Annotated in this window: 12 protein-coding genes, 1 pseudogene and 1 riboswitch; of the genes and pseudogenes, 4 read left to right on the top strand and 9 right to left on the bottom strand. The window is 74.6% G+C overall.

What is annotated here, in order from left to right:
- Window positions 1-33: 33 nt before the first annotated feature.
- Window positions 34-420, bottom strand: a complete 387-nt coding sequence (locus KV381_RS17455; protein ID WP_030626558.1) for a DUF6221 family protein — start codon at window positions 418-420, stop codon at window positions 34-36.
- Between the two features lie 54 nt (window positions 421-474).
- On the opposite strand from KV381_RS17455, the pseudogene KV381_RS17450 reads away from it, so the two are divergent.
- A pseudogene (locus tag KV381_RS17450) lies at window positions 475-597 on the top strand (hypothetical protein); the annotation flags it as partial.
- Window positions 598-607: 10 nt separating this feature from the next.
- Here the strand turns inward: KV381_RS17450 and KV381_RS17445 are convergent.
- Window positions 608-1720, bottom strand: coding sequence for a cobalt-precorrin-5B (C(1))-methyltransferase (locus tag KV381_RS17445; RefSeq protein ID WP_103538023.1), 1113 nt, complete (start codon window positions 1718-1720; stop codon window positions 608-610).
- A gap of 17 nt (window positions 1721-1737) precedes the next feature.
- Between KV381_RS17445 and KV381_RS17440 the strand changes: the two genes are divergently transcribed.
- A complete protein-coding gene (locus KV381_RS17440) occupies window positions 1738-2517 on the top strand; it encodes a cobalt-precorrin-6A reductase (protein ID WP_218785616.1) in 780 nt (259 codons plus the stop codon).
- An 11-nt stretch (window positions 2518-2528) separates the two neighbouring features.
- Here the strand turns inward: KV381_RS17440 and KV381_RS17435 are convergent, their stop codons facing one another.
- Genes KV381_RS17435 through KV381_RS17425 form a run of 3 tightly spaced genes read right to left on the bottom strand, consistent with a single transcriptional unit; the run spans window position 2529 to window position 6076 of the window.
- On the bottom strand, window positions 2529-4070 hold the full coding sequence (locus tag KV381_RS17435) for a precorrin-2 C(20)-methyltransferase (protein WP_218787244.1): 1542 nt from the start codon (window positions 4068-4070) through the stop codon (window positions 2529-2531).
- A 14-nt stretch (window positions 4071-4084) separates the two neighbouring features.
- On the bottom strand, window positions 4085-4711 hold the full coding sequence (locus KV381_RS17430; RefSeq protein WP_030076958.1) for a precorrin-8X methylmutase: 627 nt from the start codon (window positions 4709-4711) through the stop codon (window positions 4085-4087).
- A 48-nt stretch (window positions 4712-4759) separates the two neighbouring features.
- A complete protein-coding gene (locus KV381_RS17425) occupies window positions 4760-6076 on the bottom strand; it encodes a cobalamin biosynthesis protein CobG (RefSeq protein ID WP_218785613.1) in 1317 nt (438 codons plus the stop codon).
- A 314-nt stretch (window positions 6077-6390) separates the two neighbouring features.
- Window positions 6391-6470, top strand: a riboswitch (cobalamin riboswitch).
- A gap of 117 nt (window positions 6471-6587) precedes the next feature.
- Here KV381_RS17425 and cobN point away from each other — a divergent pair.
- On the top strand, window positions 6588-10193 hold the full coding sequence (gene cobN / locus KV381_RS17420; protein ID WP_218785612.1) for a cobaltochelatase subunit CobN: 3606 nt from the start codon (window positions 6588-6590) through the stop codon (window positions 10191-10193).
- 82 nt (window positions 10194-10275) lie between these two features.
- Window positions 10276-11442, top strand: a complete 1167-nt coding sequence (locus KV381_RS17415; RefSeq protein WP_218785609.1) for a hypothetical protein — start codon at window positions 10276-10278, stop codon at window positions 11440-11442.
- Window positions 11443-11468: 26 nt separating this feature from the next.
- Here KV381_RS17415 and KV381_RS17410 read toward each other — a convergent pair whose 3' ends face one another.
- From KV381_RS17410 to KV381_RS17395, 4 genes are read right to left on the bottom strand one after another with little or no spacing between them, the layout of a single operon-like run.
- A complete protein-coding gene (locus KV381_RS17410) occupies window positions 11469-13559 on the bottom strand; it encodes a hypothetical protein (RefSeq protein ID WP_256995087.1) in 2091 nt (696 codons plus the stop codon).
- Window positions 13556-15610, bottom strand: a complete 2055-nt coding sequence (locus KV381_RS17405) for a hypothetical protein (protein WP_230543468.1) — start codon at window positions 15608-15610, stop codon at window positions 13556-13558. Before KV381_RS17405 ends, KV381_RS17410 begins: the two co-directional genes overlap by 4 nt.
- Complete coding sequence (locus KV381_RS17400) at window positions 15607-18378, bottom strand: hypothetical protein (protein WP_218785607.1); 2772 nt, start codon at window positions 18376-18378, stop codon at window positions 15607-15609. Before KV381_RS17400 ends, KV381_RS17405 begins: the two co-directional genes overlap by 4 nt.
- Window positions 18375-21743: a tubulin-like doman-containing protein gene (locus tag KV381_RS17395; protein WP_218785605.1), complete on the bottom strand. Its 3369-nt coding sequence runs from the start codon at window positions 21741-21743 to the stop codon at window positions 18375-18377. The genes KV381_RS17400 and KV381_RS17395 overlap by 4 nt, the downstream gene beginning before the upstream one ends.
- Window positions 21744-21755 lie beyond the last annotated feature (12 nt).

Below are 21755 nucleotides of genomic sequence, written 5' to 3'. Positions count from 1 at the left end.
GTTTCCCGGGGCAGTCCCGTGAACGATCTGCGCTCAGGGGCGTCGGGGGCGGGGGTAATCGGGGTGATCGGCGTAAGGCGACGCGAGGTCGAGCAGGTCGTCGCACGGCCAGCTCTCGCCGTCGTACTGGCAGTCATCGCGGTTGTCCCACGGCAGTTGGGGGTCGCCCGTGGCTGGACTGAGTACATGGCGGGCGAGCACGCGTCGCTTGGCCTCGATCTCCCGCAGGATGCGAGCCGGGTCGTGCAGCGCGACGTGCAGGGCGATCGTGGGATGGAAACCGGAGAGTTCTCCTTGACAGAAGTCGACCGTGTGCCCGTGAGCGGTCCACACCCCGCAGCCGTCACCGTCACAGCGTCGGGCCAGGTCGGCCTCCTCATCCAGCCGTGTGCGGAGGAACGTCGTCAGGTCGTGACTCATGGGGTCATCCTGGATGAAGCGCCGGGCCAAGTCGCCTGATTTCACCGGGTACTACTGGCGAAGGTCTCCGCCAACTCCTTCCTCGCCACGAAGATCTCGTTCATCGACGCGATGGGCGAGGTCTGCGAGGCCGTGGGTGCCGACGTCGGCGAACTCGCCGAGATCCTCGGCCCCGACGTCTGAGGAGTCACCCCCGCCCCACCACCACCCCCGCCCGGTCGATGCAGATCACGTCCACCGCGACCGGGGCGCCGCGCAGGACCGTCAGGGCCTCGTCGCGGGCGCGGGCCGCCACCAGGTCGCCCAGGGGGACGCCCGCCGCCTCGCACAGGCGCAGGGCCTCCAGGCCCGTGTTGGCGGTGGCGATCCGGGAGGCCAGGTCCTCGTTCGCGCCGCCCGTGCGGGCCAGGTCGGCGAGGAAGGGCTTGTTCACCTGGGAACGGGCCGAGTGGAGGTCCAGGTGGCCGGCCGCGAGTTTGGACAGTTTGGCGAAGCCGCCGCAGATCGTGAGGCGGTCGACCGGGTGGCGGCGTACGTATTTGAGGACCGCGCCCGCGAAGTCGCCCATGTCCAGGAGGGCTATGTCCGGCAGGCCGTACTCCGCGACCACCGTCTTCTCCGACGTCGAGCCCGTGCAGCCCGCCACATGGGTCAGGCCCGCCGCCCGTGCCACGTCCACGCCCCGGCGGATCGAGTCGATCCAGGCCGAGCAGGAGTAGGGGACGACCACGCCCGTCGTGCCCAGGATCGACAGGCCGCCCAGGATGCCGAGGCGGCCGTTCCACGTGGAGCGGGCGATCTCCTCGCCGTGGTCCACCGAGACCGTGATCTCCACGTCCCCCGCGTCACCGTGCTCCGCCGCCACCCGCTCCACGTGTTCGCGCATCAGCCGGCGCGGGACCGGGTTCACCGCGGGCTCCCCGACGTCCAGCGGCAGGCCGGGGAGCGTCACCGTACCGACGCCCGGGCCGGCCCGGAACACCACGCCGGAGCCGGGCGGCAGCCTCCGTACCGTCGACCTCACCAGCGCCCCGTGCGTCACGTCCGGGTCGTCGCCCGCGTCCTTCACCACCCCGGCGCTCGCCCGCCCTTCCGCCAGCTCCTCCACCGCCAGCGCGAAGGCCGGGGTCTGGCCCTTCGGCAGCGTGATGGACACCGGGTCCGGGAAGTCGCCGGTCAGCAGTGCCGTGTACGCGGCCGTCGTCGCCGCCGTCGCACAGGCTCCGGTCGTCCAGCCGGGGCGCAGACCGGTGTGCTTGAGTTGGGCACTGCGACCGCCCCGCGCCTCAGCAGCGTTCACGAGAAGAGTCCGTTCCGATGTCTGTGCCCGTGCCCGTGCCCGTGCATGTGCTTGTTCTGGGTGGGACGACCGAAGCCCGCCGGCTGGCCGAGCGCCTCGCCGGTGACCGGCGGGTCCGGGTCACCACCTCGCTCGCCGGACGCGTCGCCGCCCCGCGGCTGCCGCCCGGCGAGGTGCGGATCGGTGGCTTCGGGGGCCCCGCCGGGCTCGCCGCCTGGGTGCGTGAGCACGGTGTGGACGCCCTCATCGATGCCACCCACCCCTTCGCCGCGACCATGAGCCGGAACGCGGCCGAGGCCGCCGCGCAGGCCCATGTTCCCCTCCTCGCCCTCCGCCGGCCCGGCTGGGTCGCCCAGGACGGTGACCGCTGGCACTCCGCCGGATCGCTCGCCGCGGCCGCCGAGCTGCTGCCCGCACTCGGCGAGCGGGTCTTCCTCACCACCGGGCGGATGGGGCTCGCCGCCTTCGCCGGAGCCGCACTCGACGACCTGTGGTTCCTCGTGCGGTCCGTCGACGCACCCGAGCCGCCCTGCCCGGCCCGGACGGAGGTGCTGCTCGACCGGGGGCCGTTCACGTTGGAGGGCGAGCGGGAGATCATCCGGCGCCATCGCATCGACGTCCTCGTCACCAAGGACAGCGGCGGGGACGCCACCGCGCCCAAGCTCGCCGCCGCCCGTGAGGCCGGGATTCCCGTCGTCGTGGTGCGGCGGCCACCGGTGCCGGAAGGGGTGCCGGTGGCCCGTACGCCCGAGGAAGCCGTGGAGTGGGTCGTACGGAGGCTCCACGCCTCCGGGTAGCGGCGTGAGCTCTACGCCTCCGGGTAGCGGCGCGGCGTCCAGACGACGGACCGGTCCGCTCCGGCATCGCCCCGCCGTATCCACCGCGTCTGCGACGAGCCCACGATCAGCAGCGTCCGCATGTCCACCTCCGCCGGGTCGATGTCGGCCAGCCGCACCGTGCGTACGGACTCCGTCGGGCCGCCCACGTCCCGGGCCAGCACCACCGGGGTGTCCGGCGAGCGGTGTTCCAGGAGCAGGTCCCGGGCCTTGCCGACCTGCCACGTACGGGACGTGGAGCCCGGGTTGTAGAGGGCGAGGACCAGGTCGGCCGAGGCGGCCGCGCGCAGGCGTTCCGCGATGACCTCCCACGGCTTGAGCCGGTCCGAGAGGGAGATCGTGGCGTAGTCGTGGCCCAGCGGCGCACCCGCGCGGGCCGCCGCCGCGTTGGCCGCCGTGACTCCGGGCAGGACCTGTACGGGGATGTCCGCGTACTCCTCCTGCGAGGCCACCTCCAGCACCGCCGTCGCCATCGCGAAGACCCCGGGGTCGCCGCCGGAGACCACCGCGACGCGGCGGCCCCGCCGGGCCAGGTCCAGCGCGAACTCCGCCCGCTCCGACTCCACCTTGTTGTCCGAGCCGTGCCGCGCCTGGCCCGGGCGGACCGGGACGCGGTCCAGGTACGTGGTGTAGCCGACCACGTCGTCCGCCGCCGCCAGCGCGCCCCGCGTCTCCGGTGTCAGCCACAGCGGGCCCGCCGGGCCGGTGCCGACCACGACCACGTCTCCGGAGGCCGAGGCCGAGGCCGAGGCCGAGGCCGAGGCCGAGGGCGAAGGGCGCGGCGCGTCGACACGGCTCGGCAGCACCGCCACCGAGAAGTACGGCACCGACGCCGGGTCGATGTCCGCCAGCTCGCCCGTGCGCTCCCCGGCCATCGTCGCCCGCTCCACGTACCGGGCCTCCGCCAGCCGCCCGGACGCCTCGAACGCCCCGCGCACCGCCGGGAACGTACGGCCCAGCTTCATCACCACCGCGGTGTCCGTGGCGGCGAGACGGGCCGTCAGCTCCTCCTCCGGCAGGGTGCCGGGGAGGATCGTCAGGATCTCCTCGCCCTCGACGAGCGGGGTGCCGAGGCGGGCCGCCGCCGCGCTGACGGACGTCACGCCGGGGATGACCTCGGTGGGGTAGCGGTCGGCCAGCCGCTTGTGCATGTGCATGTACGAGCCGTAGAACATCGGGTCGCCCTCGGCGAGGACCGCGACGGTCAGGCCCGCGTCCAGATGCGCCGCGAGGCGGGCCGCGGCCTTCTCGTAGAACTCCTCCAGCGCGCCCCGGTAGCCGCCCGGGTGGTCCGTGGTCTCCGTCGTGACGGGGTAGACCAGGGCCTCCTCGATGTGGTCGGGACGCAGGTGCGCGGCGGCGATGGAGCGGGCGATCGAGCGGCCGTGGCGGGCGCTGTGGTACGCGACGACGTCCGCATCGCCGATCGCCTGAACGGCCCGCAGGGTCATCAGGTTCGGGTCGCCGGGGCCGAGTCCGACGCCGTAGAGCGTGCCGGTACGGGTGTCCTTCACCGGAGAGGTCACGGCTACTCCTCCTCGCTCGCGATGGCGTTGAGCGCCGCCGCCGCTATCGCGCTGCCGCCGCGCCGGCCGCGCACGATCAGGTACTCCAGGCCCGACGCGTGCTCGGCCAGGGCCTCCTTGGACTCCATCGCGCCGACGAAGCCGACCGGGACGCCGATCACGGCGGCCGGGCGCGGGGCGCCCTCCTCGATCATCTCCAGCAGCCGGAACAGCGCGGTCGGGGCGTTGCCCACCGCGACCACCGCCCCCTCCATCCGGTCCCGCCACAGCTCCAGGGCCGCCGCGCTGCGGGTCGTGCCCATCTTCGCGGCCAGCTCCGGCACGGACGGGTCGGAGAGCGTGCACACCACGTCGTTGTCGGCGGGCAGCCGCTTGCGGGTGACCCCGCTGGCCACCATCGCCACATCGCAGAGGATCGGCGCGCCGGAGCGCAGGGCCGCGCGGGCGTCGGCCACGGCGTTCGGCGAGAAGGCGAGATCGCGTACGAGGTCGACCATGCCGCAGGCGTGGATCATCCGGACGGCGACCTGGCTCACATCGGCGGGCAGCCCGGCCAGATCCGCCTCCGCGCGGATGGTGGCGAAGGACTGGCGGTAGATCGCCGGTCCGTCCTTCTCGTACTGATGCACAGTGCTGTCGCTTTCTTCTGCCGTTATGGGGGTGGGAGGGGAGCGTGCTCAGGCGCGGGCCGCGGCCACCGTCGCCGCGAGTGCCGCCGGGTCGTTCCGGACCGTCGCCGGGGGGTCCCGGCGGTCGCCCCGTACGTGTGAGATCCGGTGGCCTTCGGGCGTGACGACCACGTCGATCCACTCCCCGTGGGGGTGGCCGCAGCGGCGTTCGCACCCGGACCAGTACACAGGGAGCCGCCCGACCGGTCCGACAGCGGCCCCCGCTTCGGCCCGTACGTCGGACAGCGACTTCGCGCAGCCGGGGTGGCCGATGCAGGCGCCGACGCCCGTCCACGGGGACTCGGGGGCGGTGATCAGCCCGGCCGCCGCCAGGGTGCGCAGCGCCTCCGCCGCGCCACCCTCGTCGAAGGGGCCGGGGACGACGATGCCGCGCCACGGGGTGAGCCGCAGCTCGTTCCCGTACCGCCGGGCCGTGCCGGTCAGCAGCCGCCACTGGGCGGGGGTGAGCTGTCCGAGCGGTACGTCGACACAGAGCGCGGTCACGGTCGTGGTGGTGGCCGTTGCTGCTGCCGCGTTGCCGTGCGGTCCGGTGACGAGGCCCGGGGCCGGAGCCTTCGCCGTACGGGGGCGGGGGCGGTGCACGGGCTCGCCCGCCGTCGACCCGATGGCGCGGACGAGCTCCGCCCGTACGCCGTCGGGCAGATCCTTCACGCGCCAGGCGCCGGAGTCCGCGGCGGCGCGGAGGAACGCCTCGGCGGCCAGGAGCGCGGCGCGCGGGGCGTCGGCGGCGGGCACCCGGAACACCGTGTCCTCCGCGCCGATCCGCAGCAGGGCGTCCGGCCCCTCCGCGATCAGGGTCACGTCAGCGCCCAGCGCGTCCACGTCACCCCGTCCGTCGTCGAGGGCGAAGAGGAAGCGGCCGGAGAGCGACGCGGCGGCGGCCGATCCGCACACCAGGCCGTCCAGCCCGGTCAGCCAGGGGCCGAGCGCGGGCGAACCGTCCAGTCCGGCGAGCGGCGAGGCCACGATGTTGCGGGCCCGCTCGTGCGCGGCGGAGGGCAGGAGCCCGGCGGCCGTGAGCAGCCCGGCGAGCTCACCGCCGCACCGCGCGTCGAGGCCGCGCAGCTGGACGTTGCCCCGCGAGGTGAGATGCAGCTCACCGTCCCCGAACCGGTCCGCCACCGCGAGCAGCGCGTCCGCCCGCTCCGCGCTCAGCACTCCGCCGGGGATGCGTACGCGGGCCAGCGCACCGTCGTCCGCCCGGTGCAGCCGCAGCGTTCCTGGGCAGGCGTCGCCGCCGCTGCGGGGGGAGACGCCGCCCGCGGAAAGGGGCGAGGGGGCGGAATCGGGCATGGCGGCGAGCATACCGACCGGGCCGGTCCGGGAGACGGGGTCGCTCCTGTGACCTGCGGGACAGCGGTCGGAGACGGAACCCCTGGCTCGCGGGGCACGGACCGCCGCCCGAACCGCTGACCTGCGGGCCGGCGGCCGGCCCCGGAGCCGCCCCGGTCCGCCGGATCCTTCCCGCAGTCCCCGCCCCGCCCACAGGCACCCCGTACGAGCCCCCGCCCGCAAACAGTGATCACCACCGCACCCCCGCCCTCTGCCCCGCCCCTCCTTCGCCGCTTAGGATGCAGGCGGTGGTCCGTTCAGGCCGCCATCGCCAGACGGCGACAGGGGAGGAAGCCCGGTGAGATTCCGGCGCGGTCCCGCCACTGTGAGCACGGCCGCCACCACCGGCCGGGCGAGTCAGGAACTCCCTTCCCCGAGCGCCCGGTTCACGAGCCGGGCCGCAGCGCCCGGTTCGCGCCGGACGCGGGGAGACCCCTCCGACACCGCCCGGGGCGTGGACACCCCGAGGAAGGCCTGACGCAGCATGATCCTGCTCCTGTCGACGTCCGACACCGACCTCCTGAGCGCCCGCGCTTCCGAGGGCCCCGTCAGCTATCGCTACGCCAACCCCTCCCGCGTCGACCTCGACGGACTGCCGGAGCTGCTGGACGGCGTCGACCTCGTCGTCGTACGCCTCCTCGGCGGCGTCCGGGCGTGGCAGGAAGGGCTCGACGCCGTGCTGGCCACCGGGCGGCCGGTCGTCGTGCTGACCGGTGAGCAGGCCCCGGACGCCCAGCTGATGGCCGCGTCCACCGTGCCGATCGGGATCGCCGCCGAGGCGCACGCCTACCTCGCGCACGGCGGGCCCGCCAACCTGGAGCAGCTGGGGCGGTTCCTCTCCGACACCGTGCTGCTGACCGGCCACGGCTTCGAGCCGCCCGCCCCGGCCCCCGCGTGGGGCCCGCTGGAGCGGCGGGCCCGTGAGCTGCCCGAGGGTGCGCCGACCGTCGCCGTCCTCTACTACCGCGCCCACCACATGAGCGGGAACACCGCGTTCGTGGAGGCGCTGTGCACGGCGGTGGAGGACGCTGGGGCCCGGCCGCTCCCGCTGTACGTCGCGTCCCTCCGTACGCCGGAGAACGACCTCATCGACGAACTCCGCACCGCCGACGCCATCGTGACCACCGTCCTCGCGGCGGGCGGCACCAAGCCCGCAGAGGCCTCCGCCGGCGGTGACGACGAGTCGTGGGACGCGGGCGCGCTGACCCAGCTCGACGTGCCGATCCTCCAGGCGCTCTGCCTCACCAGCCCGCGCAGCGCCTGGGAGGAGAACGACGAGGGCGTCTCCCCGCTCGACGCTGCCACCCAGATCGCGGTGCCGGAGTTCGACGGCCGCCTGATCACCGTTCCCTTCTCCTTCAAGGAGATCGACGAGGACGGGCTCCCGGCGTACGTCCCCGACGCCGAGCGCGCCGCCCGGGTCGCCGGCATCGCCGTCCGCCACGCGAAGCTCCGCACCCTCCCCAACGCGGAGAAGCGCATCGCGCTCGTGCTCTCCGCCTACCCGACCAAGCACTCCCGCATCGGCAACGCGGTCGGCCTCGACACGCCCGCCAGCGCCGTGGCGCTGCTGCGCCGGCTGCGCGCCGAGGGGTACGACTTCGGGCCCGAGGAGGAGATCCCGGGCCTGGTCTCCGGCGACGGCGACGAGCTGATCTACGCCCTCATCGACGCGGGCGGCCACGACCAGGAGTGGCTGACCGAGGAGCAGCTGGCGAAGAACCCGGTCCGGATCCCGGCCGCCGACTACCGCCGCTGGTTCGCCGAACTTCCGCGGGAACTGCGGGAGTCCGTGGAGGAGCACTGGGGCCCGGCCCCCGGCGAGATGTTCGTGGACCGCTCCGCCAACCCGGAGGGCGACATCGTCCTCGCGGCCCTGCGGCGCGGCAACCTCCTCATCCTCATCCAGCCGCCGCGCGGCTTCGGCGAGAACCCGATCGCGATCTACCACGACCCCGATCTGCCGCCCTCGCACCACTACTTGGCCGCCTACCGCTGGATCGCCGCCTCCGCCGAGGACAACGGCTTCGGCGCGGACGCGATGATCCACCTCGGCAAGCACGGCAACCTGGAGTGGCTGCCGGGCAAGAACGCCGGCCTGTCGGCCGCCTGCGGTCCGGACGCCGCCCTCGGCGATCTGCCGCTCGTCTACCCGTTCCTGGTGAACGACCCGGGTGAGGGTACGCAGGCGAAGCGCCGCGTTCACGCCACTCTCATCGACCACCTCGTCCCGCCGATGGCCCGCGCCGACAGCTACGGCGACATCGCGCGCCTGGAGCAACTCCTCGACGAGCATGCCCAGATCGCCGCGATGGACCCGGCGAAGCTGCCCGCGATCCGGGCGCAGATCTGGACGCTGATCCAGGCCGCGAAGCTCGACCACGACCTCGGGGTGGCGGACCGCCCGGAGGACGAGGGCTTCGACGACTTCATCATGCATCTGGACGGCTGGCTCTGCGAGATCAAGGACGTCCAGATCCGTGACGGTCTGCACGTCCTGGGCAACCCGCCCGCCGGGAACGACCGGGTCAACCTGGTGCTCGCCGTGCTGCGCGCCCGCCAGATCTGGGGCGGTACGGCATCGCTGCCGGGGCTGCGAGAGGCGCTGGGCCTGGACGAGTCGGCGGCCACCCGCACCGCCGCCGACGCGATCGAGGAGCAGGCCCGCGCGCTGGTCCAGGCGATGGACGACGCCGACTGGGACCCGGCGGCGGTGGCGGCCGTGGCCGCCGGGCTGCCGGACGCGGTGGCGGACATCCTCACCTTCGCCGCCACCGAGGTCGTGCCGCGCATGGCGGCCACGACCGACGAACTCACCCACGCGGTGCACGCGTTGAACGGCGGCTTCGTCCCGGCGGGCCCTTCCGGCTCCCCGCTGCGCGGCCTGGTCAACGTGCTGCCCACCGGCCGCAACTTCTACTCGGTGGACCCCAAGGCGGTCCCCTCGAAGCTGGCCTGGGAGACCGGCCAGGCACTGGCCGACTCCCTCCTGACCCGCTACCGCACCGACAACGGCGACTGGCCCACCTCGGTCGGCCTCTCCCTCTGGGGTACGAGCGCGATGCGCACGGCGGGCGACGACATCGCCGAAGCCTTCGCCCTGCTCGGCATCCGGCCCGTCTGGGACGACGCCTCGCGCCGCGTGACCGGCCTGGAGCCGATCCCGTACGAGGAGTTGGGCCGTCCCCGGATCGATGTGACGCTGCGCATCTCGGGCTTCTTCCGTGACGCGTTCCCGCACACGGTCGGGCTGCTCGACGACGCCGTACGGCTGGCCGCCTCGCTCGACGAGCCGGCCGAGCAGAACTACGTACGGGCGCACACCCAGGCGGACCTGGCCGAGCACGGCGACGAACGCCGGGCCACGACCAGGATCTTCGGCTCCCGCCCCGGTACGTACGGCGCGGGCCTCCTCCAGCTCATCGACTCCCGCGACTGGCGCACCGACGCCGACCTCGCCGAGGTCTACACGGTCTGGGGCGGTTACGCCTACGGCCGCGAACTCGACGGCCGCCCGGCCCGCGAGGAGATGGAGAGCGCCTACAAGCGCATCGAGGTCGCCGCGAAGAACACCGACACCCGCGAGCACGACATCGCGGACTCCGACGACTACTTCCAGTACCACGGCGGCATGGTCGCCACCGTGCGCGCGCTCAAGGGCAAGGCCCCGGAGGCGTACATCGGCGACTCCACCCGCCCCGAGACCGTCCGCACGCGCACCCTGGTCGAGGAGACGTCCCGCGTCTTCCGCGCCCGGGTCGTCAACCCGAAGTGGATCGAGGCGATGCGCCGCCACGGTTACAAGGGCGCGTTCGAGCTGGCGGCCACCGTCGACTACCTCTTCGGGTACGACGCCACGACCGGCGTCGTCGCCGACTGGATGTACGACAAGCTCACCCAGACGTACGTCCTCGACCCGGAGAACCGGCAGTTCCTCCAGGAGGCCAACCCCTGGGCCCTGCACGGCATCGCGGAACGCCTCCTGGAGGCCGAGTCGCGCGGCATGTGGGCCAAGCCGGACCCTGCGGTGCTGGACGCGCTGCGCCAGGTGTACCTGGAGACGGAGGGGAACCTGGAGGGCGAGGACTGACCCTCCTCGCCCTGCCGGGCCGCACGGCCTTTCTTCGTCCGGCACCTGCCCCGGATCGTCTCCGACCGGCACAATCACGGTCATGGGAACGACGGGGCGGGCGTCGGACGAGCAAAGCGCCGATGAGCTCAACGAACGTACGAGGAAAGACAGTTCGGCGACGGAAAGGCTCGGTTCCGTCCTCCGCCTGGTGCTCGTCCCGGGCGTGACCGGCGCGGCGCTCGCAGCCCTCGTGGTCGGCGCGATCCTGGAGCGGTTGCCGCTCCTGCTCGCCGGGGGCGGCGCCCTCGTCCTGCTGATCCTCCTCGCCCTCCTCGGCGGCCGTCGGCGGGCCGCCCGCCGGAAGCCGCCGGTGACCAGGACCGCCCTCGCCCGGATCGAGGACCTGCGCGCCACGAGCGGCGAAACGGCCGACGTACCGGTGAAGTTCCGGCTGACCGTGGCCCCGGAACCGGAGGACGGCCGGCCCGCGTACCGGGTGAAGATCAGCCAGCAGATCAACCTCGTCGACATCCCCGCCTACCGGCCGCGCGGCATCGCGGTCGTGGAGTACCGCCCGGACGAGCCCTGGGAGGTGCGGATCGTCACCCGCCCGACCCCGGAGTGGAGCCGCCGGGCCGAGGAGGCGGAGATCGACTCCGCCCCGGAATCCACCCTGGTCAAGGACCCCGACGACGGGGGCGGCGCGTGGTGCCTGCTGGGCCTCCTCGCGCTGCTGGCGGGCGCGGCGCTGGTGGTGCTGCTGTTCCGGGCCGAGCTGTTCACCTCCGAGGACGGCGGCACCGGAGCCTCGCCGAAGCCGTCGTCCACCACGTCCTCCTCCCGGACGTTCACCGTGTCCACCACGGTCTCCGGGCCCTCGTCCTCGATGCTGGCCCTCGGCCGGATGCGGGAGACGGCCACGCGACTGGAGGCCCGGGCGGGCACGCCGGACGTCACCGCGATCACCATCGAGGCGGGCCGTATGGAGATCCGCGGCGACTCCGCCCGCCCGCCCGGCGGGACGGTGCACCTCCAGCTGCTCCCGTACGAACTGTTCCCCGCCCTGGTCGGCGAGGCCCGCGAGACCCTGGGCGTACGCGACCCGACGTCCTGGCGGATCGACGTGACGCCGGGCACGGGGACGGGGGCGGGCCCCCGGGTCCGGGTCACGGTGACCGGTGCCGAGGGCACCGCCCACCTGGACGCGGACGCCACGGCCCGGATCGTGGACCGGCGGCCGGTGGGGCAGACGGCCGACAGCGGCTGATGCGCTGGAGTGACGTACGGCGGTGGTCAGTTGAGGGCGATCATCAGCAGGATGCCGAGGATCCCGACGCCGACGACCCCGGCGAACGTGGGCACGAACCAGGTCTTGTAGAGCAGGTCGGAGAGGCCGGACGAGGACCGGGCGGCGTGCCCGCCCGGTGCCGTCCGCGCCGACGTCGGGGGCGCCGGGGCGACAGGAACCGCCGGGGGCGGCGGGGTCGGCGCGGCTGCCGACGCCGCCGCGTACGAGGGCGGGAGCGGGACCGGGGGCTTCGCCGGGGCGGGGACGGCAGCGGGCTGTGCGGGTGCCGGTGCCGGTGCTGTTACGGGCTGGGGTGCGGGCGCCGGGGCCGGGTGGGCGAGCAGGTCCGTCACGATCTGCTGCCACAGCTCCGGGGGCAGGTCCGGTGCGCGGCCGCCCGGGGGCGCGACCAGGACGCGGCGCAGCCACTCCATGCCGTTGCCGCGGCCGTCCTTGAGGAAGATGTTGAACAGCGGCCGGAGGTCGGGGGCCTGGTGAGGGTCCCGTACGAGCGGGGCGACGGCCCAGGAGAAGAGATCGGCCGCGCGCTCGCGCATCTCGGCGGTGGGCGGACTGCCCGGTTCGGGCCGGGAGGGCCGGAAGTACAGGTTGTGCCGCAGTACTTCGGAGCACAGCGCGTGCTCGGTCTCCGGGTCCCGGGTCCGCAGCCGGTCGGGGTGGCCCAGCTCGGCGAGGACGAGTTCGCGGGAGGCCCACGGCAGCCGCTCGGAGCGCAGGAGGGGGAGCAGTTGGGTGTCCCGAAGGTCCTGGAGCCGGGCGGCCAGCCGTGCGGACCTGGCGGTGTCGGGGCCCTGGTGGGACAGCAGTTCGTCGTGCAGGAGCAGGAGTTCCTGCTGGTGGCGGTCCTGTTGGTGGCGTTCCTGCTGGTGCTGCTCCTGTTGACGGCGGTCCTGCTGGTGCTGCTCCTGTTGGTGGTGTTCCGGGTAGGGGCGTTCCTGGCGGTGGCCGTGGTGGTGGTCGATGTCCCGGGGGTCCGCCCGGTCCTCGCGCTCGTACCTGTCCTCGTACCTGTCCTCGTACCTGTCCTCGTACCTGTCCTCGTACTTGTCCTCGTACCTGTCCTCGTACGCCGGGGCCGGCGTACGGGCCGGCGCGTGCCGGGTGGTCAGCATCCGGCGCAGGGCGTCGCGTCGTTCCGGCCCGGACATGCGGGCCCCGGAGAGGAGTTCGCCGGTCAGATGGGGCACGCCCGGAGGTGCGTCCGGGCGGTCGAGCACGTACTCGACCATCTCCTTCGCCGCGGCCATCTCGACGTCCTTCTCGGCGGGCAGCCGCAGCCGGATGCGGGCCAGCGACCGGGCCCCCGCCGCCTGGGACGTCCACCGCGGCACACAGGTGAGGCGCAACGGGTGGGTGTCCACCGTGTCGTACGTCGTGTAGCTCCACTCCGTGCCGAACCAGTCGCCGAACACCGAGAGCAGCCCGAGATAGAGCAGGGGCGCGGCGTTGCGGCGCGGCCAGCCGGGCAGTTCGTGCTCCTCTGCGAGGAGCGAGAGCCGTCGCGACGGGTCGCGCAGCCACTCGGCGGTGACCACCACCAACGGCTTCTTCACCGTGGGGAGTTCGCGGGTCATCGCGCGCAGCCGCTCGGTCGCCGTCGCCCGCAGCTCGGCCCCGTCCAGCGGCGGCAGCGCGCCCGAGACGGTCTTGGCCACGGCGCGGTCGCTCCAGGCGCTGCCGTTGAGACCCAGGCAGTGCAGCGGGGTCAGGGTGTCCGGGTCGCCGAACACCGCGTGGCAGGCCGTGCTGGGCCGGCCGCCCCGGTCGAGGGTGGGCCACCGCTGGAGGAGCACGGTTCCCCCGGTCCGGGACGGGACGCGGACGCTGCTCGGGCGGGGGTCCGGGCCGGGGCCCGGAACCCAGAGCAGCGGGCCCAGTTCACGGCGGAGGGCCTCCGCGCGCTCGGCGGAGCAGGAGTGCGCCACCGCCGCCATGCCCGTACTGGAGCGGCCCTGGTTTCCGTCCCAGCGGAAGACCACCTGATCGAGTTGGCCGGACCGGCCGGAACCATCGGGTCGGTCGGGCCGGTCGATGCGGTCGTTCTCCGGGCGCCGATCGAGGGCGTCGTCGTTCACTGCGCTTCCCTTCCCACGCCGAATGATGCGGCGCTCCCGGGCGCCTCGATGATCCCGTGCATCGCCAGCAGCGACACCAGGGGTTCCAGCACCCGGCGCGGGCCCGTGCCCGCCGGGTAGCGGCCCTGGCTCTCCTGGCCGCCGGTGGCCGAGGCGATGTGCAGGGTGCAGCGGCGGAACGCGTCGAAGGGCCGCAGCCAGGCCGGTCCGGCGTGCTGCCGCAGCAGCGCGTAGACGTCCCCGCTCTCCTCCAGGAACGGGTCCGGGCCGATCGCGGCGGGCGGCCCCTCGCCCAGCCAGCGGTCGACCGGCGGCTGGAACCGGAGCAGGTCGGACTTGCCGAGCACCATCGCCGCCGGGGTCTCCAGATAGGGGCCCGTGCGCGGCAGCCGGTCGAGCACGGTGCCGAACGCCGCGTCGCCGTCCCGGTCCACCTCGGTGCCCCACCGCTTGCGGACCTCGTCGAGCTGGGGCAGCGGCAGCGCGAGCGCCGGGTCGACGACGAAGACCAGGGCGTCGATGCCGAGCAGGAAACGCAGCGCCCCGTCGGTGCGGACCAGGTCCTCGCCGCCGAGGTCGAAGAAGGCGACCGGCCGGACCCGTCCGCGCGCGTCCGTGAGCAGCAGCGATTCGACGAACCGGGCGAAGCCGTCCAGGCCGACCCCGCTGGTGTGGTCGAGCACCTTGCCGCTGCGCAGCGGCTGCACGCGCTCACGGACGAAGCGGCTGTGCTGTTCCGGGTTGACGGACTGCCAGCCCACCCCGTACCGCTCCAGGCCGCCGTCGGTGATCTCGGCGATCATCTGGGTCAGCAGATGGCTCTTGCCGGTGCTGGACTGGCCGATCATGGCGACCGTCAGCGGGCGGCCGTGGGTGAGGTAGGGCACCGGGATGTGGTGCTCGGGGAAGTCCGGGTCGGCCGTGCACTGCTGGACCGCGCCCCGCATGACGTCCTCGCGCCGCACCGGGTTGCCGATCCGGGACAGGTCCAGGGCGCGGTACTGCATCTGGTCGTCCGTCACATACAGCTTGTCGAGGTCGAGTTGAATGCCCTCCAGGCAGTACGGGCAGAGCACCTCGCCGGGCCCGCGGCCATTGGACTCCCCGTTCGCCGCGTCCTCGGCGGGGGCGGGCGCCCGCCGTTTGGCGTCCAGCGCCCGGGCGAACGCCTCCTGGTGCGGACGGGTTCCGTCGCCCGTGGCCGCGGGCCTCAGCCGCCGCGCCTCCTCCGGGGCCAGCAGCTCCAGCAGCGCCCCGGGGGTGGGCCGGCCGGCCGCCGTGGGGGCGAACGCGCGGGGCAGCGTTCCGGCGAGCACCCGGTGCCGGTCGAGGTCGGCCGGGGCCCGGTCGGCGGGGCCCGGGTGGCCGGTCACCAGCTGGTAGAGCACCTGGGCGGCGCTCCACACGGCGTCCCGGGAGTCGACGAGGCCCTCGCCCCGGTGCTGTTCGGGCGAGGCGAACGGGGCCCGGCCCCACGGCGTCCGGGGCCGCCCGGCCCGGGCGACGCCCTCAAGTCCCCAGAGCTGTACGGACGTTCCGTCCCAGAGGACGGTCGCGGGCGAGATCCCGCGGGGTACGAGGCCCTGGCCGTCCAGCAGACACAGGGCCAGCGTCAGATCACGGGCGAACACCCGCTGGTCGGTCGCGGACATCACATGGGTGCGCCCGGCGGCGGTGCCGCGCGGGGCGGCGTACAGCAGGAACGGCTCGGCGGTGTCCAGTTCGTAGCCGATGACGGTGGGGAACAGATGGGCGTACGGGGTGTTCTCCAGGGTCCGGTCGAGGTGCAGCGCGGTGCCCGCCTCGGTGTCCAGCAGGGCCCGGGCCGCCGGGTGGGCGGCGTCGGCCGCCGACAGGAACACCTGGACGCACTGCTGCCCCTGGTCGTCGAGCAGCCCGTTGCGGATCTGCTGCGGCAACGCCGGATCGCGGCGCGAAGGGCGGCCGAAGCGGGCCGGGGCGGTGCGCCGCCGCCCGGTGGGATCGGTGAAGACGAGGTGGGGGCGCGGGGCCCCCGGTGACGCGGGCCGGCCCAGCGGCGTGGTGCTCACCACCGGTCGTCCTCCCTGAACTCGGCGTGGACGGTGGTCTCGGCGCGGCCGGTGTCGCCGCCGCCGGCCCGGGGGCCGCCGGTCCGGGAGGTGCCGGTCCCGGATCCACCGGTCCCGGAAGTGCCGGTGCTCTGCCGGGGAAGGACCGTGTCGACCACGCCCATCCGCAGCGGAGTGAGCCGGATCAGCCCGGCGTACCGGCCGGAGGAGGTCCACAGCGCGTCCTCGACCGGCGGCGAACCGCTCTTGAACCAGGCGGCCTCGACCTCGCCCTGGAGGGTCGCCGGGGCGAACCGGATCCACCGGGCGGCCTCCGGGTCACGGCTGAGGAGCGCCCCCTGCTCCGGCGAGGACAGCTGGACGACGGCTCCCCGGTCCGCCTCCCGCCCCACCAGCTCGGCGACCCGCAGCGAGTCGGTGCCCAGCAGCCCGGCGGCCGTGGTGCGGGCCCGGTGGTCGGCCGGGTACGGCGGCGGGGCCAGCACCCCGTACCGCCACAGGTGGTGGCGGGCGGCCGACAGCAGTTCACGGACCCGTTCCTCGGTCCGCGAGACGGCGAGCGCCCCGGCCTGACCGCGTTCGACGGCGCCCCAGTAGGGGGCCATCGCGGCCATCGCGGTGTTGCGGAGGTCCCCGGCGAGGGTGGCGACCAGGTCCGGGCCGCCCTCGCCGATCTCCCGGTCGAGCCAGCGCGGTGCGCGGTCGCTGCCGCCGTCGGCCCACGGGGCGTCGTCGGGACCGGCGGGGTACGCGGCCGGGGCGGGCGCCCCGTACGGGCCGGAGCCCTCGCCGTACGGGCCGGAGCCCTCCCCGTACGCGTACCGGTCCCCGTATCCATCGCCGTATCCGGCCCCGTCCCGGTCGGTGGGCCGGTCGTCCGGGCGGTCGTCGGCCCGTTCGCCGTTCTGGAGCGGGCTGTTGTCCCAGGCGTAGGCGGCGGCCCAGTCGCCGTCGTCCGCGCCCCCGTCGGCGGCGCCGGAATCCAGGGTCTCCAGTGCGGAGGGCGCGGAGAGCCAGTCGTCGTCCCCGTACGGATCGGAACCGCCCGCCCCGGCCGGGGCGACGGGCTCCGGCGCGGCCTGGGCGTCGGCGGCCGCCGCGGTCGCCCGCAGCATCCCGGCCACCGAGCGGGCGGCGTCGGCGCAGTACAGCCGCTCCTCGGCCGCCCAGTGCTCGCGGACCAGCTCCGCCAGCAGCGCGTCGAGCCCGTCCAGCGCGGTGCGCAGCGCCGTCGTGCCGCGCCCGGCGGCCCAGGAGTCCGCCGCGTCCCGCCAGAGCCTGCGGACCGCCTCGGCGGTGAGCCCGAGGCCGACCAGCAGCCCGGCCCCGCCGAGCCAGAGCGGCGGTTCGACGGCGTACGCGGCCGCCGCCCCGGCCACCGCGCCGGCGACGGCGGCGACCCGGGGGCCCGCCGTCCACCGGGCGGTGCGCCGGCCCGAGCGCAGCCGGCCCGCGCCCACCAGCGCGACCAGCACGAACACCACCGGCACCACCAGGGCCGCGGCGACGGCGGGCCACTGCCACAGGCCGCCGAGCAGTCCCGCCGCGCCCGCCATGAGCAGCACCCCGCCCGAGGTGCGGGGCGGTGCGGCGTACTCGGTGGCGGAACCCCGGTTCACCGACTCCTCGGAGTGGTCGGCGAGCCGGTGCAGCAGCGCGGTGCCCGGCACCGGCTCGACCCGGCCGGCCAGCGCGGTGAAGTGCTGGGCCACCGAACGCAGCGCGAGCCCGTCGCCGAGGAGGGTGCCCGCCAGTTCGCGCAGCCCCTCGCCGACGCGTTCCCCCGCGCTGTCGGCCGACGGCACCCGCAGCCCGAGCGCGCCGAGCCGGGCGGTGGCCTCCGCGGTGGGCGCCGCCGCACCGCCGCCGCCCTGGAGGGCCCGCTCCACCAGGGTGCGGAACCCGTCCAGATCCTCGCGGGCCTGCTGCAGATCCGCCTCCAGTGCCTCGCGCCGGGCCGGGTGCAGCAGGCCCGGGAAGGCCCGCAGCGTGACGAGGTCCTCGTCCGCGCGGTCCAGGGACTCCGCGCACGCCCGGTGCGCGAGGTTCACCGGGCCGTCCGGCCGCCGGTGCCCCTGGCCGCGGGCGTCCCGGCCCGATACAAGGGCGCGCAGCGGTTCGGGCAGCCGGGCGTCCGGGGTGATGTCGACCGGGTCGCCGGACCCGGAGTCCTCACCCGCGAACCGGGTCAGCGCGTCCCGCCAGGCCCGGTCCCTGACCTCCGTCGGCAGATCCTGCTCCAGCAGCCGGACGCCGGGGGCGGCCACGGAGTCGGGCAGCTTCCGCAGGTCCTCCAGGACCCGGACGAAGACGTCCGGCACCGACAGCAGGTCCACCAGGACGGCCAGTGCGGCGGGGTCGTCCGGTTCCGGCCGGTCCAGGGCGGTCCGGGCGGACCGCAGATCACCGGCCCACACCAGGCCGGTCGAGGAGGCCCGCAGGGTGGTGGGCCGCACCAGTCGGCGGTCGGGGAGGTACGCCTCATCGCCGCCGGCGTACGAACCGGGGGAGCTGCCGACCAGCAGCACCAGGATCCTGGTCTCGCCCACCGCCCGGTAGCCGGAGAGCAGTTCGTACTGGAGCTGGTGGTCGGTGAGCCCGGCCGGGGTGTCGGTCACCAGGAACAACGGGTAGTCGGGCTCGGGCAGTCCGGCCCGGCCCAGCTGTTCGGCCACCCGGTCGCGCACGGCCTGCGCGGTGGCCAGGGCCGCGGCCCCGGAGCGCAGGTCGAGCCGGACCACGGCGGTGGTGTCGTCGAGAGGTGTCACTGCGCGCCCCCGTTCCGGCCGGAGCGCCCGGTGGCGTCCTCGTCCGCGTCCCACCCGTCGCCGTCCCAGCCGTCCGCCGCCGGCCGGCGGACCGGCGGCCGGTCGTGCCCCCCGAACCCGTCCGGCCCGTCACCGAACCGGTCGTCCCGGCGCCCTTCGTCCCGCCGTGCTTCGTCCCGCCGTGCTTCGTCCCACGCCCGCTCGCCGCCGAACCGGTCGTCGCCGGAGGGCCGGGAGTCGGTGAAGCGCTCGTCACCGAACCGGTCGTCGCGGGGCGGCCGGGAGTCGGTGAACCGCTCGTCCGTGACCCGCTCGTCGCCGGAGGGCCGGGAGGCGCCGAACCGGTCGTCGCGGGCCGGCCGGGGCTCGGTGAAGCCCTCGTCGCCGAACCGCTGGTCCCGCCGTCCTTCGTCCCGCGCCCGCTCGCCGCGCGAGGAGGAGCCGCCCCCGTACCGCTCATCCCCGGAGTCGTACCGCTCCCGCCCGTTCCTCGGCTCCGCGCGTCGCGTTCCGCTCTCGTACCGCTCCTCCGTTCCGTACCGCTCCTCCGTCCCGTACGTCTCGTACGACTCGTGCGGGACGGAGTGGTGCGCCGAGCGGGGCGCGGGCAGGCCGCTCTCGCGGGGCCGGTCCTCGGCGGCCGGGTGGTCGTCGGTGCCGGGGGCCGTCGTGCCCCAGTCCTCGTCGTCCGCCGGGGCGCGTCGGCGTTCGGGTGCGGGGCGGGCGGGGCGGGGCTTGGGGGTGCCGCCGCGTGCCTGTTCCAGCAGCGTGCGCAGGGTGGGCTGGATCGCGTGCTGGTCGCCGAACTCCGTGTCCAGGGCGGCGGGCAGGGTCTCCGCCCAGAATTCCCACAGCGGCCGGATCCAGCCGTCCACGCGCTCTCCGTCGCGCTCCCGGCGCTCCTCCAGGAGCTCCAGCTGGCGCGGGGCGATGCGTTCGACCAGCTCGACGAAGAGCGGGTGCGGGTCGGTGCCCGCGCGGGCGAGGCCGAGGGGCTGGGCGCTCATCAGTTTGCGGCAGTAGTCCTCCACGGTGCGTTCGTCGTCCAGGACCGTCCAGCGTTCGTAGGAGCGCAGCAGCTCCGACCAGCTGGAGATGCCGCCGGGGAAGTCGCCGAGCCGCAGCCGTACGCCGGGGACGCTCGCGCCCTTCTCCGGGAAGAGCCGCAGCCGCACCCGGGCGGGCGAGGAGGACTCGCCCTCCAGGACGTCCACCTGGCCGTTCCACAGGCAGCACAGCAGGCGGTGCAGGATCGTGCGCCGGTCCTCCTCGCTGCTGACCATCCAGTCGTCCTCGAAGCCGAGGCGCTGGCGCCAGCGCAGGACGTCGTGGGCCTGCTCGTCGTCCTTGGCCCTGGCCCACTGGCGCAGCACCTTGCGGGCCTCGGGCACCTGGGTGAGGCTCATCTCGCTGCGGAAGAGGACCACGGTGATCGAGTCGCTCTCCACGCCCCGGTACTCGACGGCGTTCTTCGCGTCGGACGGCAGCCGCAGCGCCTTGGCCAGGTACTCGTGCACCTCCTCCGCGGCCTGGACCCGCGGGTGGGTGACCAGGACCCGCAGCGGCCCGGTGCCCTCCGGGGTGAAGCCGACCGGCAGCAGCCCGGCGAGCTTGCGGCTGAACAGGTCGAGCGCTTCCTTGCTGACCTGCTCGGTGGCGTCGGCGTCACCGGCGGCGGCCGCCAGCAGGGTGCTCATCGAAGGCAGCAGCGGCCGCTCCTCCAGCTGCGCCCCGCTCTCCGCGAAGAGCCGGGTGATCCGGCCCTCCAGCCGGGCCTTGACGACACCGACCGCGCCCTCGGGGCTGCGGTGGCTGCGCGCGTGGACGTCCCGCCAGGTGTCCCCGTCGACGAGCCGCAGCAGCAGCGACGCCTCGTCGTCGCTCTCGCGCAGGCCCTCGCGGCGTACGAGGCGGGCCACGACGTCCTCGTAGAAGTGGTTGAGGCTGCGCTGCGGCGGCAGCAGGTACGAGATGCCGGTGCGCTCCGCGTACAGCTCCATGCCCTTCTGCTCGGCGGACTTGCGCTCCTGGTCGGCCTGCTTGCGGAAGGCGTTGACCAGCCGCCCGAGGTCGGTGCCCGCCGTGTCCGCCTGCGACTGCCAGCGCTGCTGCTGCTCGCGCCAGGCCTCGTGCCACACGGCCCGGCTGCGCCAGCGGTACCAGCTGTCCTGCGCCTGGAGCGCGGCCCGTACGTCGTCGTCGCCCCAGCGGGCCGGGGACATTCCGGCGATCCGGCCCTTGATCCGGGGGGTCTTGGGCGGCTGGTCGGTGATGCCCGGCGGCCGCTTCGGGGAGCGGGCGCGGGCGGTGAGCATGCCGAGGAACCCGAGCCGGGTGATCTCGTCCTCGCTGTCGGGAACGCCCCGGACGAGACGTTCGGCGAGGAACGGGTCGACGCTCTGGAGCAGTTTCTCGATCGCCGGGCGCGGGCTGAAGCGGCTCGCCATCGCGGCGGCCTGGCGGTCGGCGATGCCCTGGAGTTCGGACAGCAGCCGCTGCATGTCACCGATCCGGTGGTTGAGCGCCTCCTCGATCGCCTTGCCGCCGCGCGGCAGCGGCTGCGGGTCCTCCACGGGCAACTGCTTGCGCTCCCACAGCTCTTCGAGCTGGGAGTCGGCGAACAGCTGGCGGACCAGCGGCATCGCGTCGTCCTTCGCCGGGTTGCGCGGGCGTTCCACCAGCTCGGTGACCGCGACCCGCAGCAGCCGCCCGGCCACCAGATCGGCCAGCTGGTCCATGGGCGCGGTCATCGAGGCGACCAGGCTGGTGGAGACGCCCTGGCGGCCGATGCCGGTGGGGGACAGGGCGCTGCGGTGCACCCCCCGGTTGATGAAGCTGGCGGCGAAGGTCTGGAAGTCGTCGTCGCCGGCCATCGACCGGCCCTGCGAGCGGCTGTCGCCCAGTTCGGTGCCGATCAGCGACATCACCAGCGAGACGATGGAGCGGCGCAGGTCGTCCTGGCGGATGCCCGCGGTCGGGCTGAAGAGGAACGCGGTCGGCAGGATCCCGGTGCGCAACCGGACCGGGGTGGTGCGCGGGGTAGCGCGACCTCGTCGCGCAGGCCGGTCTCGGGCGAACTCGGTCGGCAGGAGGTTGTGGGTGGCCCGCGAGGTGCGGGCGTAGGCCGCGCGCAGCGAGGAGTCCACGTTGAACTGGGGCAGCCGCTGGAGGTCGGGCTCGCTGAAGTCCGCGTACACGAACTGCAGGCAGTCGGGCAGTTGATAGGGGGCGAGGCCGCCGATGTGCTGGAGGGCGGTGCCGTCGGGGCCGCACAGGTCCACGCGCAGCTGGCGTTCCAGCTCGGCGCCGACGAGGCCGCCGGTCCCGCCCAGGCCGACGAAGAGCATCGGCTGGAAGATCTTCATGGGGTTCCTCCC

This window comes from Streptomyces sp. WY228 (assembly GCF_019287315.1).
Classification (GTDB): domain Bacteria; phylum Actinomycetota; class Actinomycetes; order Streptomycetales; family Streptomycetaceae; genus Streptomyces; species Streptomyces caviscabies.
The sequence above is the reverse complement of the archived record's forward strand: the minus strand, read 5'-3'. Positions and strand labels throughout refer to the sequence as shown.